Source organism: Azospirillum sp. TSO22-1, assembly GCF_003116015.1.
Taxonomy (GTDB): Bacteria; Pseudomonadota; Alphaproteobacteria; order Azospirillales; family Azospirillaceae; genus Azospirillum.
In genome coordinates, this window is the sequence record NZ_LGQZ01000087.1 from 1 (window position 1) to 13,742 (window position 13,742).

At 69.0% G+C, this 13,742-nt stretch carries 13 protein-coding genes; 7 read left to right on the forward strand and 6 right to left on the reverse strand.

Annotated elements, in window-relative coordinates; all coding sequences use genetic code 11:
* Nucleotides 1-201: 201 nt before the first annotated feature.
* The 4 genes from TSO221_RS22790 to TSO221_RS22805 form a co-directional block, all read right to left on the reverse strand.
* A complete protein-coding gene (locus TSO221_RS22790; protein WP_109120821.1) occupies nt 202-834 on the reverse strand; it encodes a response regulator transcription factor in 633 nt (210 codons plus the stop codon).
* A gap of 34 nt (nt 835-868) precedes the next feature.
* Nucleotides 869-1,120, reverse strand: coding sequence for a hypothetical protein (locus tag TSO221_RS22795; RefSeq protein WP_109120822.1), 252 nt, complete (start codon nt 1,118-1,120; stop codon nt 869-871).
* Nucleotides 1,107-1,331, reverse strand: coding sequence for a hypothetical protein (locus TSO221_RS22800; RefSeq protein WP_109120823.1), 225 nt, complete (start codon nt 1,329-1,331; stop codon nt 1,107-1,109). Before TSO221_RS22800 ends, TSO221_RS22795 begins: the two co-directional genes overlap by 14 nt.
* A gap of 92 nt (nt 1,332-1,423) precedes the next feature.
* Nucleotides 1,424-1,867, reverse strand: coding sequence for a MarR family winged helix-turn-helix transcriptional regulator (locus tag TSO221_RS22805; RefSeq protein ID WP_109120824.1), 444 nt, complete (start codon nt 1,865-1,867; stop codon nt 1,424-1,426).
* 327 nt (nt 1,868-2,194) lie between these two features.
* On the opposite strand from TSO221_RS22805, the gene rimO reads away from it, so the two are divergent.
* The 4 genes from rimO (at nt 2,195) to TSO221_RS22825 (ending at nt 6,646) form a co-directional block, all read left to right on the forward strand.
* Nucleotides 2,195-3,529: a 30S ribosomal protein S12 methylthiotransferase RimO gene (rimO, locus tag TSO221_RS22810; protein WP_109120825.1), complete on the forward strand. Its 1,335-nt coding sequence runs from the start codon at nt 2,195-2,197 to the stop codon at nt 3,527-3,529.
* 1 nt (nt 3,530) lies between these two features.
* The gene (locus tag TSO221_RS22815; RefSeq protein WP_109120826.1) at nt 3,531-3,872 is read left to right on the forward strand and encodes an HNH endonuclease; all 342 of its coding nucleotides are present in this window, start codon (nt 3,531-3,533) and stop codon (nt 3,870-3,872) included.
* A 262-nt stretch (nt 3,873-4,134) separates the two neighbouring features.
* Nucleotides 4,135-5,886 carry an ATP-binding protein gene (locus TSO221_RS22820; protein ID WP_109120827.1) on the forward strand — a complete coding sequence of 584 codons (1,752 nt, stop codon included), beginning with the start codon at nt 4,135-4,137 and terminating at the stop codon, nt 5,884-5,886.
* Nucleotides 5,887-6,016: 130 nt separating this feature from the next.
* On the forward strand, nt 6,017-6,646 hold the full coding sequence (locus TSO221_RS22825; protein ID WP_109120828.1) for a response regulator transcription factor: 630 nt from the start codon (nt 6,017-6,019) through the stop codon (nt 6,644-6,646).
* Nucleotides 6,647-6,652: 6 nt separating this feature from the next.
* On the opposite strand, the gene TSO221_RS22830 is transcribed toward TSO221_RS22825, so the two are convergent.
* Together TSO221_RS22830 and TSO221_RS22835 are read right to left on the reverse strand one after the other, a co-directional pair.
* Nucleotides 6,653-8,347: a molybdopterin-dependent oxidoreductase gene (locus TSO221_RS22830; protein ID WP_109120829.1), complete on the reverse strand. Its 1,695-nt coding sequence runs from the start codon at nt 8,345-8,347 to the stop codon at nt 6,653-6,655.
* A gap of 292 nt (nt 8,348-8,639) precedes the next feature.
* Entirely contained in the window at nt 8,640-9,338 is a 699-nt protein-coding gene (locus tag TSO221_RS22835; RefSeq protein WP_109120830.1) for a Crp/Fnr family transcriptional regulator, read from the reverse strand.
* A 459-nt stretch (nt 9,339-9,797) separates the two neighbouring features.
* Between TSO221_RS22835 and nosZ the strand changes: the two genes are divergently transcribed.
* The 3 genes from nosZ to TSO221_RS22850 all read left to right on the forward strand — a co-directional run bounded on the left by nosZ (nt 9,798) and on the right by TSO221_RS22850 (nt 13,645).
* Complete coding sequence (gene nosZ, locus TSO221_RS22840; RefSeq protein ID WP_109120831.1) at nt 9,798-12,089, forward strand: Sec-dependent nitrous-oxide reductase; 2,292 nt, start codon at nt 9,798-9,800, stop codon at nt 12,087-12,089.
* A gap of 93 nt (nt 12,090-12,182) precedes the next feature.
* Nucleotides 12,183-12,872 (forward strand): c-type cytochrome, encoded by a 690-nt coding sequence (locus TSO221_RS22845; protein WP_158284184.1) that lies wholly within the window; start codon nt 12,183-12,185, stop codon nt 12,870-12,872.
* Between the two features lie 35 nt (nt 12,873-12,907).
* On the forward strand, nt 12,908-13,645 hold the full coding sequence (locus TSO221_RS22850; protein ID WP_109120833.1) for a c-type cytochrome: 738 nt from the start codon (nt 12,908-12,910) through the stop codon (nt 13,643-13,645).
* Nucleotides 13,646-13,742 lie beyond the last annotated feature (97 nt).

Sequence of the window (13,742 nt, forward strand, 5' to 3'; positions counted from 1 at the left end):
CTGGGGGCGTGGAGCCGGTGCCATAGGCAACGAGCGCCGAAGGCGATCGTAGGCGGAGCGCGGTCGCCCGACTTGCGGGCGAGCGTTGGTTGGGTGGGGGCGAGTTGAGTGGGGGCGTGTTGTCGCGAAGCCGTAGCCCCCACCCTCCCAAGCTTCGCTTGGGTCCCTCCCTCCCCCGCCGGAGGCGGGGGAGGGCTTCACCTACGGCTTCCCGAACCGCGCCTGGTTCGCCAGCATCACCGCCTGCGTCCGGTTGTAGACGTTCAGCTTGCGCAGCAGCGCGGTGACGTGCGTCTTCACCGTCGATTCCTTGATGCCCAACTCGTAGGCGATCAGCTTGTTGGCCTTGCCCTCGGCCATCAGCTCCAGGACCTTCGACTCCGTCCGGCTCAGCTTCTTGAACGCCTCGGGCGTCGCAGCGCCGGCCTCGGGCCTGGCCTCGGCCGGCGCGGGGGCGGTCGGCCAGTGCTTGCCGCCGGCCAGCACCTTGGACACCGCCGCCGCCATGGCGATCGGCTCCGCCGTCTTGGCGATGAAGCCCGCCGCGCCATAGGTCGCCGCCTGCCGCACCGTGTCGGGGTCGGCGAAGGCCGAGACGATGAGGATCGGCACCGACGGCACCGCGTTGCGCAAGCCCACCAGCGCGCTGAAGCCCACCGCCTCCGGCATCGAGAGATCGAGCAGGATCAGGTCGAGGTCGTCGTTGGCCTTGCGCTTGGCCTCGTCGACGGTGCTGGCCTCGACGATCTCGAACGTCTCGCCGGTCGAGCGCAGGATGTCCCTGAGCGCGTTGCGGAACAGCGGATGGTCGTCGGCGATCAGGACAGTCAGCATGGCGGCGGCATCTTCGGCGATCCGCCGCCCATTCTCAACCGTTCTCGGCAGTGTTTCCGGCAGCCGGACGGATCCACAGCCGCCCGGTCAGCGTGAAGCCGTGCGCCTGCAGCCATGCCCGCTCCTCCGGGCCGACCGCGCGGTAGAGCGACAGGCTCCAGCCGCCGGCCTCCGCCGCGTCGCCGTCCGGCACGGCGTAGGCCTGCAGCGAGTGCGGGAAGTCGTCCCGCGTCGCCGGAAAGCCGGGCGCCGGGGGCAGGCCGGCCACCGCCTCAGACGCGTCCATGGTCGCCCCACACGGTGGTGCCGGCCGGGCCGCCCAGCGTCGGCGCCATGATTCCGTCGGTGGAGACGATCTCCAGATCGGCTTCCAGCGCGTATTTCACCAAATGTCCGTCGTCGAGGCGCAGGTCATAGCGTGGAACGCCCGCCAGCGTGCGGGCAACGACCATCGCGTCCTGGCCATTGAACCTGACTTTCGTCCCGAGCCGCAGCATGGTTCTTCCTAACCCGTTCTTGGTGCTTCTTTTTAGAAGCTACGGGTTCGGTCGCGGCGGCGGTGTGTCAAAAACCGGACTTCCGGGACTCCTCAGGCGGCCTGCCGCTTCATCAGCAACCCGCGCAACACCCGCGACAGCGTCTCGGCCAGATGGAACTGGTCGTCCTGCTCCAGCCCGGCGATCACCGCCGAGAACTCCTGCAGGGGGTCGTGCTGCAGCAGCGCCAGCGCCTCGTCGGTCGGGTGGAGCTGGACGACGCGGCGGTCCTCGGGCACCGGCACGCGGGTCAGCAGGCCCTTGCTCACCAGCACCTCCACCGTCTGCGAGGCCGCACCGCGCGTGGTGGCGTGGAAGTCGGCGAAGGCGGAGACCGTGCGCTGGCTGGGGTTGGCGGAGGCGAAATAGCGCAGCGCCGTCCACTGCGAGGGCTTCAGGCCGCGGGAATAGCCCAGGCTGTCGGCGATGTGCCCGATGTGCATCATCACTTCGGCGATCGCCTGTGCGGACGCGGGCGAAGATTGGCTGTTCGACATGCCGGCCCCTGCGCTCTCTTCCCAAGAACCCGTTCGCCCACCAACGACGATTATCGTACGCCGATGGTTGACCCGAGTCAAAACGGTTCAGTGTATCGAATGTCTTCTGACCGGATCCGCTACACTCTTCACCAGCGTTAACGAATTGTTTCCAACACCGCAACCGCGAAAATGCATAAGCGTGGCCGTAGGGTCGAACCAAATGTCGCACCCCATTCGTACACAGCCACAAGGGGTGGGAGGCATGCACGGGGCGCCGGCCGCGCCAGCGCGGGATTACGCCGATTCGGCTGGCGCGCCTCGCCCGATTGCCTATATAGACGCGCCATGAGCAAGACCGCCCCGAATTCCGCCCCGAAAGTCGGTATCGTCAGCCTCGGCTGCCCGAAGGCGCTCGTCGATTCCGAGCGCATCCTGACCCGCCTGCGCGCCGAGGGGTACGAGATCTCCCCCTCCTACGACGGCGCCGACGCGGTGATCGTCAACACCTGCGGCTTCCTGGACAGCGCCAAGAAGGAATCGCTGGACGCCATCGGCGAGGCGATCAAGGAGAACGGGCGGGTCATCGTCACCGGCTGCATGGGCGGCGATGCGGACGCCATCCGCTCGGTCCACCCCGGCGTGCTGGCGGTCACCGGCCCGCACCAGTACGAGGCGGTGGTGGAGGCGGTGCACGAGGCGGCCCCGCCCACGCACGACCCGTTCGTCGATCTGCTGCCGCCGCAGGGCATCCGGCTGACGCCGCGGCACTACGCCTACCTGAAGATCTCCGAGGGCTGCAACAACCGCTGCTCCTTCTGCATCATCCCCTCGCTGCGCGGCGACCTGGTCAGCCGCCCGATCGACAAGGTGCTGCGCGAGGCGGAGAAGCTGGCGACCAACGGCGTCAAGGAACTGCTGGTCATCTCCCAGGACACCAGCGCCTACGGCGTCGACGTGAAGTACGCCGAGCGGCCCTTCTACGACCGGCAGGTGAAGACGCGCTTCGCCGACCTGTGCCGCGAGCTGGCGAACTTCGACGTCTGGGTGCGGCTGCACTACGTCTACCCCTACCCGCACGTGGCCGAGGTGCTGCCGCTGATGGCCGAGGGGCGGATCCTCCCCTACCTCGACATCCCGTTCCAGCACGCCAGTCCTAAGGTGCTGAAGGCGATGCGCCGCCCGGCCGCGCAGGAGAAGACGCTGGAGCACATCCGCTCCTGGCGGAAGGACTGCCCGGACCTGGCGCTGCGCTCCACCTTCATCGTCGGCTTCCCCGGCGAGACCGAGGAGGACTTCCAGCTCCTGCTGCAATGGCTGGACGACGCCCAGCTCGACCGCGTCGGCTGCTTCAAGTACGAGGCGGTGGCGGGGGCGGCGGCCAACGAGCTGCCCGGCGCCGTGCCGGAAGAGGTCAAGCAGGAGCGCTGGGAGCGCTTCATGCAGGCGCAGCAGCGCATCAGCGCGGAGCGGCTGAAGCGCAAGATCGGCTGGACGCTGGGCGTGCTGATCGACGAGGTCGATGACGAAGGCGCCATCGGCCGCAGCTACGCCGACGCGCCGGAGATCGACGGCAATGTCTTCCTGAACGGCGAGACCGGCCTGAAGCCCGGCGACATCGTGCCCGTCACCATCGAGCACGCCGACGAGTACGACCTGTGGGGGTCGGTGGAGCGGGAGTGACATGATCACCCGCGACGACGCCCAGCTGATGGACGTCCTGCAGGGCGGGTGCTGCTTCTACTGCGGCGAACCGGCCGGGGCGAAGGCGACCTTCGACCACGTCGTCCCGCAGGCCTACGGCGGCGTCAATGAGCCGGGCAACGTCGTGCTCGCCCACCGCCGCTGCAACCAGCTGAAGGGCGACCGGCTGCCGACGCCGGAGGAAGTGGAGCGCTTCCTCGCCCAGCGCCGCGGCAGCCGCCTGGGAGTCTGGCCGCCGGTCGCCGCGCTGAAGGGCATCGGCGACGAGGACGAGGCCTGGATCGCCGTCGCCCGCGCCATCGCCGGCCTGCCCCGCGGCTGACCGCTCCTGCACAGCCCAAGGTGCGGCACACAGACGCACCCGCTGACCGGCAGCGCCCCGACATACATATGACGGGCTATACTGTTCAACCCGAGGTTCGGCAGCAACACCGATAACACCACTTAAATCAAAGGCTTGCCAGGAGTCCGCAGCCCCCCGGAACAACAAAGTGCCGGCAGGACCCCGGAAAGATTTTAAGAAATTAATTAAGCAGATCCGCTGGAACCTGACGCTCGTCGATTCCTTCGATAGGAAAGGAATTATGCAGCACGGCACACGCACCGGATCCGAGCACGGCGGACGCGTCCTCACCGCGGCGATCGCGGCGATGGTGTGCGTGCTGTTCGGCTGGTGGGTGGCCGACACCGTGTTCGACCGGCGCGCGACGCGCGATCAGGCGCACACGGCGCTGCGCACCGCGCAGGCACTGCTCAGCGGGCACGCCCAAAGCAGCATGGACGAGGTGCGCGACACGCTGGAGCAGATCGCGTCGCGCGTGCTGCACGGCGGCCCGCCGGTGCCCGGCGTCGCGAGCGACTGGCACCCGTGGCTGGCCGGCCAGCTGGCGCGGCTGCCGGGCGTCGCCATGCTCAGCTACGTCGGTGCCGACGGCCGGATGGCGGCGACGAGCTGGGCGCCGGACGCCGGGGCCGACGTGTCCGACCGTGACTATTTCCAAGCCCACCGCGACGGCGTGCGACTGCACGTCAGCCGGCCGAGCGTCGGCCCGTCCGGCGGCACGCCGCTGTTCCGTCTGAGCCTGCGCATCGAGAACGCCGGGCGCTTCGCCGGGGTGGCCGTGGCGGCCTTCCGCACCGACTATTTCGCGGCGTACTACCGGAGCGTCGGCCTGCCGGAGCTGCCGCTGTCCATCGCCATCCTGCGGGAGAACGGCGCGCCGATCGTGCAGGAGCCGCGCGACGGCGCCTCCGAGTTGCCGTCGCAGACCCGCCCCTTCGGCCGCGACCCTGTGGAAGGCGAGCGCGCCGTCCTGCGGAACGGGGCGCCGCACCTCGTCTCCCTCGGGCGCGTGCCCGAGATGCCGCTGCTGGTGGCGGTGTCCGCGCCGGAGGCCGCGGTGTTCGCCCCGTGGCGGACGCGGGCGCTGATGAGCGGCGCCCTGGCCGGCGTCTGCGTGGCGATCATCGCCCTGCTCGGCCTGCTTGCCGGGCGCGGCCTGCGGCGGGAACACGCGGTGCTGGTCGCGCTGCAGGCGACCAACGCCGAACTGGCCGCCGCCCTGCGCGCCAACCAGGAGGCACGGCGCCAGGCGGAGTCCGCGAACGCCGCCAAGTCACGGCTGCTCGCCGCCATCGGCCACGATCTTGGACAGCCTTTGCGTGCTTTGCAGTTCCATCTGGAGGCCCTCGGCCACCCCGCGGCTGCGCTGCCGGAGCGTGCGCTGTTCAACAAGATGCGGGCCGCCGCCGCGGCGCAGCAGGACATGCTCGACCAGCTCGTCGCCGCGTCGGCGCTGGAGAACGGGGCGCTGCCGGTCGAGCGGCGGCGTTTCCCGCTCTCCCCCCTGCTGGCCGAGGCCTTGGACCTGTGCCGCAGCGAGGCGGCGCGCACCGGCGTGGAGCTGCGGATGGTCGGCTGCTCGCTGCACCTCCACACCGATCCGGCGCTGCTGCGCCGCCTGCTGATGAACCTGATCGCCAACGCGGCGCGCTACACGGCGGACGGCCGCGTGCTGGTCGGCTGCCGGCGCGGCGAGGAGGCGTTTCGCATCGAGGTGTGGGACACCGGTCCCGGCCTCGCCGCCGACGAGATGGGCGCCGTCTTCGAGGCGTTCCGCCGCGGCGCGGCGGCGGCGGGCACCAGCGGCCTCGGCCTCGGCCTGGCGATCGTGCGGCGCCTCTCCGACACGCTGGGCATAACGGTGCAGGTCACCTCGACGCCGGGACGCGGGTCCTGCTTCGCCGTCGTCATTCCCTGGGATCGGGTGCACGAATCTGTCGCGAGCAACGACAGTAATTTTCTTCGAGAGCACACAGAATTCCTCTATGGCTAATAAATATTAGACAAATTCAAACACAATGATTTCAGCCTTGTCATATTACACTCTTCTTGACAAACCCCGGTTACGAATCACAGCATGCTAATCGATAGAAGAATAGACAATCTGAAGTAGGAGAGGAATTATGCGAATTCTCCTAGCCGACGACCACGTGATGGTCCGCGATGGATTGCGGCCGTTCCTGATGCAGCTCGCCGAGAACACGGAAGTGTACGAGGCCGGCAGCTTCGAGGAGGTGGTGGAAACGCTCGACCGCGTCGAGGGCATCCGGCTGGTGCTGCTCGACCTGCGCATGCCCGGGATGACGGTCGCCCACGGGCTTCCGGCGATCCGCGAGCGCCATCCGCTGGCGCGCGTCGTGGTGCTCTCGTCGGTGACCGAACGCAAGCAGATCCTCGAAGCCATGGGCCTGGGCGCGGCCGGCTACATCCCGAAGCGGCTGAGCGCGCAAGCCATGCTGTCGGCGTTGCGGCTGATCATCGCGGGCGAGCGCTACGTCCCCGCGGCCCTGCTGGAGGAGCCGGCGCGCCCGACGCCCACCCTTTACGGCGAGCCCGACAACAGCGAGCGCGGCCTGACCGCGCGCGAGCGGGAGATCCTCGACCTGCTGCGCGAGGGCCTGCCGAACAAGCTGATCGCCCGTCGACTGAACGTCAGCGAGGTGACGGTGAAGTCGCACCTCTGCCACGTCTTCCGCAAGCTGGGCGTGCAGAACCGCGTGCAGGCGGCCCGCTTCACCATGGCGGCGGAATAGCCCCGCCTACGCCGCCACCGGCACCAGCCGCGCCCGCCCGTCGTCCGTGTGGAAACCGCCGCCGGCAAACAGCCGCCGGACCGGCGGACCGCCGGAGCGGCGCGGCCATGGGGCGGGCTCCAACAGGTCGTATTCCTCATCGGACAGGCCGGCCAGCGCGCCGATGTCGAAGGCGCGGCTGGCGATGTTCTCGAAGGCCGACAGCGCGGCGTGCTCGCGGAACACCGCGGCCGGCGAGGCGTAGTCGAACGCCTCCATCCAGCCCAGCGCGCGCCCGACCGATGCGGCGATCCACCAGTCCGGCCTCGCCTCGCCCGGCGGCGCCCGCCAGGACCGGCGGCGGGAGATCGTGCGGTCGGACGCCGTGACGGTGCCCTCGCCCTCGCCCCACAGCGCGGCCGGAAGCAGCAGGCGCGCGGCCCGCGCCACGGCGCCGGCCGCCCAGCCGCCGGACGCCGCGACGAAATCGCACCGCGCCACCGCGGACGCCAAATGGTCGGCGTCGCGCACGCCGAAGGGCGTGTCGGTGCCGACGATCCACAGCGCCTTGACGCGCCCCTCCTCCACCGCGTGCGCCAGCGCCTCGCCCGCCAGCCCCTCGGCCGTGGCCATGCGCGGCGCGTCCCAGAAGCGGCGCACGCGGTCGACCTCCTCCGCCGTGAAGCCCATGTGCGCGGCGAGCTGACCGGACAGGCTGCCGACCTCGCGCCCGCCCATGCCGTTGCTCTGGCCGGCGACCGGCAGCGGCCCCATGCCCGGCCGGCCGATGCGGCCGGTGTAGAGGTGCACGTTGAGGATGGCGTTGACCGCGTCGGCGCCCGCCACCCCCTGCGAGATCACCGTCACCACCCGTTCGGTCGCGGCGAACAGCTCGTAGAAGCGGCGCACGCCGGATGCCGCGAGGCCGCAGTGCGCGGCCACCTCGGTGAGCGTCGCCGCCCCGGCCAGCGCCGCGGCGACCGCCTCGTCCGCCCCCACCGCGTGCTCGGCCAGGAAGCGGGCGTTGCCGCGGCCGTGCAGGTGCAGGTGGGCGAGCAGCCCGTTGAACAGCGCCGCGTCGGCGCCGGGGCGCAGCTGGAGGTGGATGTCCGCCTCGTCGCAGCTCAGCGTGCAGCGCGGGTCGATCACCACCACCTTGGTGCGCCGCTGCCGGCGCGCGGTCAGCAGGCGCTGCTGCAACACCGGGTGATGCCCGGCCAGGTTGGAGCCGGCGAGCACCACCAGGTCCGCCTGCTCCAGGTCGTCGAAGCAGCCCGGCACGGTGTCGGAGCCGTAGGCCCGGCGCTGCGCCAGCATGGTGGCGTCCATGCAGCGGCGCGCGTTGCCGTCGATGTTGGCCGAGCCGAGGAAGCCCTTCATCAGCTTGTTGAGGACGTAGTGGTCCTCGGTCAGCAACTGGCCGGAGACGGCGACCGCCACCGCATCCGGCCCGTGCGCGTCGATGGTGCGGGCGAAGGCGCCGGCCAGCGCGCCGACGGCGGCGTCCCAGCCCACCCGCTCGCCGCGCAGCGCCGGGTGCAGCAGTCGGCCCTCCAAGCTGGCGCCCTCCCCCGCCGCGGCGCCGCGGGCGCACAGGCGGCCGTAGTTGGCCGGGTGGTCGGGGTCGCCGCGCACGGCCAGCGTGCCGTCCGCGGCCGGCTCCGCGACGACCCCGCAGCCCACGCCGCAGAGCGGGCAGGTGGTGTGGACGGGCTCAGCCATGGGAACTCCCCTGCGGAAAAAAAATGGCGCCCGGACGGCGGGCGGAAAGCCCCCGCCCGGGCGCCGTTCTCAAGGTGCCGGTCCGCGCGGAGGACCGGATTGCCCCAGACGCGGCGCCACCCTCCGCCGGGCGTCGCCGCAACACTCTGCAATGGTCCGGCGAACGCACCCGCGCCCGCCGCCCGCCCGGTGTTCAGCAAGGCGTGTGCCAAGGTTAAATTGGCGGCGGGAACCGCAAAGCGGGCACGACTCTGCCCAAGGACGCGACAGGACGGCGCTTATCTGGGCAGCTCTACGCCACGTCGCCCAGGCTGCCGGCGACGACGAGCTGGCGCAGCTCGGCCACGTCGCGGATCACCACCACGTCGGTGCGGCCGGTGGTGATGCCGACCCGGCGCAGCCGGCCGAAGGCGCGCGACAGGCTCTCCGGGCTCACCCCCAGCGTGCCGGCCAGCACGCGCTTCTCGAAGGGCAGCTTGATCTTCGCCGTGCCGTCCGGCTGGTCGACCAGGCGCAGCAGGAAACCGCAGAGCCGCTCGGCGGTGGGCATCGCCTTCAGCTCGCCGTTCTCGCGCATCAGCGCGCGCAGCTTGATCGAAGCGCCGGCCACCACGCCGCGCAGCAGCTCGGCCCGCTCCTCCATGTGGCGCAGGAAGGTGCCGCCGGGGATCGCCAGCGCCACCACGCGGTCCAGCGCACGGGCGGTCACCGGGTAGGGGCCGCCGTCGAGCACCGCCACCTCGCCCGCGGAATCGCCGTCGCTCAGCACGCCGACCACGCCGGTGCGCCGGCATCCGGCGGCGATGGACAGCTCCACCGTGCCGGAGACGATCAGGAAGAAGGCGCGCGCCTCCCCCCCCTCCTGGAACAGGACGTCGCCCTCGGCGAAGGCGGCCGGCCGGGCGTAGCCGAGCACCCGCTCGCGGTCCGCCGCCGGCATCCACCCGATCAGCGGGTTGCGGGCCAGGGCGAGAGTGAGCTGCGACTCCATCGTCGAACACCGATCCGCAGAAAAATGATTGGTCACCCAACCATGCCCGAGGAGCGCCGGCGGGAACTTGACGATGGTCAAGGCGACAATCGACAAAAGGGATTCTACTAACGGCCTGCGAACGATCCGACCAAAGGCGGTGAGACCGGCTGCCGCAGCCACCTCCGCCTTGACCGAAGTCAAGGCGGGGAATTCCAATGGTCTCCAGGTTGCAAACAGTCGATTTGGCTAGGGAGTGGAACGCCAACAGCTCCAAAGTTGACGCGCGGTGGACGGGCGGCTCGTTGCCCCGACTGCTTCCGCACTGAGTGTCGATTTCCAAACTCGACGGATGTCAGGCCCCTGGCGTCCGAACAGGCTTGTTTTGCCTGAGGCGAGCGGCTCGGCCGGCCGCACCCGGCGCTCAAGACCCTGACGGGACCTGAAGGTAGTGCGTACTCAACCCACGCGGAGGAAGACATGAAATCGGCTTTGAAGGCGTCGGCTGCCTTCGGCGCGCTGCTGATGGCGACGACCGTCGCCGGCGGCGCATACGCCGCGGAGAGCCTGCAGGATGTTATGAAGCGCCGCGGTCTGAACGAGAAGGACCTGCTGGCGGCGGCGAAGACCTACACCCCCACCGGCGGCCGTGACGAGTTCATCGCCTTCTCGTCGGGCGGCCAGTCGGGCCAGGTCATCGTCTACGGCATCCCGTCGATGCGCATCCTGAAGTACATCGGCGTCTTCACGCCCGAGCCCTGGCAGGGCTACGGCTACGACGACGAGTCGAAGGCCGTGCTCGCGCAGGGCAACGTCGACGGCAAGCAGATCACCTGGGGCGACACCCACCACCCCGCCGCGTCGGAGACCAACGGCGAGAGCGACGGCAAGTTCGTCTTCATCAACGACAAGAACAACCCGCGCATCGCCGTCATCGACCTGCACGACTTCGAGACCAAGCAGATCGTCGTCAACCCGATCATGCAGTCGGAGCACGGCGGCGCCTTCGTCACGCCGAACACCGACTACGTGATCGAGGCCTCGCAGTACCCGGCCCCGCTGGGCGGCGAGTACGTGCCGCTGGAGCAGTTCAACGACAAGTACCGTGGCGCCGTCACCTACTGGAAGTTCGACAAGTCGAAGGGCCGCATCGACCCGTCGCAGTCGTTCTCGGTCGAGCTGCCGCCGTACACGCAGGACCTGTCGGACGCCGGCAAGCTGGTGTCGGACGGCTGGTCGTTCACCAACTCGCTGTGCTCCGAGCGCTACGTCGGCGGCATCGAGAAGGGCCGCCCGCCGTACGAGGCCGGCTGCTCGGCCAACGACCACGACTACCTGCACGTCGTGAACTGGAAGAAGGCCGAAGAGGTCTTCAAGGCCGGCAAGGTCACCAAGATCAAGGACCACCCGGTCATCACGCTGAAGACCGCGATCGAGGAAGGCCTGCTCGTCCTGGTTCCGGAGCCGAAGAGCCCGCACGGCGTCGACGTCTCCCCGGACGGCAAGTACATCATCGTCGGCGGCAAGCTCGACAGCAACGCGCACGTCTACAGCTTCGAGAAGATCCAGGCCGCCGTCGCCGCGAAGAAGTTCGCCGGCAAGGACAGCTACGGCGTGCCGATCATCGACGTGAAGGACGCCATCCACAAGCAGGTCCCGCTCGGCCTCGGCCCGCTGCACACGCAGTACGACTCGAAGCCCTGCGTCGCCTACACCTCGCTGTACGTGGACAGCCAGGTCGCCAAGTACGACTACTGCGAGGGCAAGGTCCTCGACAAGATCTCGGTGCACTACAACATCGGTCACCTGATGACCATGGAAGGTGACACCACCAAGCCGAAGGGCAAGTACCTGGTGGCGATGAACAAGCTGGCCATCGACCGCTTCAACCCGGTCGGCCCGCTGCACCCGCAGAACCACCAGCTGATCGACATCAGCGGCGACAAGATGGAGCTGCTGTACGACATGCCGCTGCCGCTGGGCGAGCCGCACTACGTCATGGCGATCGCCGCCGACAAGGTGAAGCCGGCCATCCGCTACAAGTTCGGCACCAACAGCCGCACCGACCAGCAGAGCGCCTTCGCGGTCCGTCCGGGCGGCGAGAAGGTGGTCAAGAACGGCAACAAGGTCGAGGTCTTCGGCACCGCCATCCGCTCGCACTTCACGCCGGAAATCGTGGAGGTCGAGGAAGGCGACGAGGTGACGTTCCACATCACCAACATGGAGCGCGCCCAGGACGAGGTGCACGGCTTCGCCGTGTCCGGCATGGACGTCAACCTGTCGCTGGAGCCGGGCAAGACCGCCTCGGCCAGCTTCAAGGCCGCCAAAGCCGGCGTGTACCCGTTCTACTGCACCGAGTTCTGCTCGGCGCTGCACCTCGAAATGGAAGGCTATCTGATGGTGAAGCCGAAGGGCGCCCAGCAGATGGCCGGCAAGGCCGAGGAAGGCGTCAAGTACGTCAAGGCGGACTTCGACAAGCAGTACAAGTCGTGCATCGACACCCAGGCGGTGATCGATCAGGTCGTCGCCTACATCACCTCCACCAACTTCAAGGACTTCCCGTCCGTGGTGGCGCTGGTGGAAGACGCGACCGACCAGCTGAACTTCGCCAAGGACGCCCGCGCCAAGGCGGACGAGGCGGCGAAGAAGGAAGACTGGCAGCAGGCCACGCTGTGGGCCGGCCAGTGGTGGCAGTACCAGGTGAAGGCCGCGGACATCGGTCTGCGCGCCAAGACCTACTTGGAGCAGAACGGCGCCAAGCCGGCCAAGTAATCGGGGAAACGGCGGGAGGGGCATGCCCCTCCCGCTTCGTTTGATAAATATCATGTTTCTCTAATAAAAATGTCTCCAGAGGACGAAACGACCATGACCGCTCCCCTCCGCACGGCGCTGTTGGCAGCCAGCCTGTTGATCGTGCCCGGCATGGCCGCCGCCCAGCAGGCGCCTGCCGCCGCCCCGGCCGCGCAATCCACCCCGGCTCCGGCCGCCCAGGCTGAGGGCAAGAAGCTCTTTCTGGGCAAGACCTGCATCGCCTGCCACGGCCGTGACGGCTCCAAAGCCATCCAGATGTACCCGAACATCGCCGGCCTGGACGCCGCCTACACGCTGCGCCAGATGGACGAGATCGCGTCCGGCGACCGCCTGTCCGGCAACGACGCCCGCGGCTACCCGCGCACCCAGGGCATGAAGGATGTCATGCATCTGGTGAGCGCCGAGGAACGCAAGGCGATCGCCGACTGGCTGTCCTCCCTGCCCCCGCCCAAGCTGGCCGGACAGCCGGCCGACGCCGAGCGCGTGGCGAAGGGCAAGGCCCTCTACGAAGCGTCGGAATGCGTGGCCTGCCACGGCCCCGACGGCAAGGAACCGCAGGCCGAGATGCCCGCCGTGGGCGGCCAGAAGCGGGAGTACATCGCGCTCCAGATCAAGGAGATCCGCGACGGCATCCGAAAGAACGGCATGGCCGAGAGCATGGTGCCCTTCGCCCAGAAGCTGAACGACGAGCAGGCAGAGCTCGTCGCCGACTATCTGGCGCAGGTCGACCGGTCGGCGAAGTGACGCACACACGAACAGGAAAAGTAGGAGTTCCGATTATGAAGACCGTGCACTGGCTCGCCGCCGCCTCGGCGCTGACCGTCCTGGTGGCCGTGTCGGCCGGCCAGGCCGCCGGCCCCGTCCAGGCGCCGACCTCCGACAAGAAGGTGTGGATGTCCGAGGGCTCGGAGCGCGACGAGGCGCTCAAGCTCACGCCCAACCTGGAGAAGGGCAAGGAGATCTACGAGGTGTGCAGCGCCTGCCACCTGCCGGAAGGCTGGGGCCAGACCGAAGGCACCTTCCCGGAGATCGCCGGCCAGCACCGCACCGTGCTGATCAAGCAGCTGGAGGACATCCGCGAGGGCAACCGCGACAACCCGACCATGTACCCCTTCGCCCTGCCGTCCGAGATCGGCGGCGCGCAGTCGGTGGCGGACGTGACCGAGTACATCTCGCGCCTGCCGATGAACCCGGAGAACGGCATCGGCCCGGGCAGCGACCTCGATCTGGGCAAGAAGCTGTACGCCGACAACTGCGTGCGCTGCCACGGCGACCAGGGCGAGGGCAACGCCGAGAAGTACTACCCCCGCATCCAGGGCCAGCACTACGCCTACCTGCTCCGCCAGTACCAGTGGATCAAGGAAGGCAAGCGCCGCAACGCCAACCCGGAGATGGTCGAGCAGATCAAGAACTTCTCCGACAAGGACACGGTGGCGGTGCTGGACTACGTCTCCCGCCTGAAGCCGGACGCCAAGCTGGTCGGCCCGAAGGGCTGGAAGAACCCGGACTTCCAGTAACGGCCGCCTGACTTGCCCCCACCCCATCCCTCCCCCGCTTCGCAGGGGAGGGTGCCTCTCTCCCCCTCCCCTGCGAAGCGGGGGAGGGGTCAGGGGT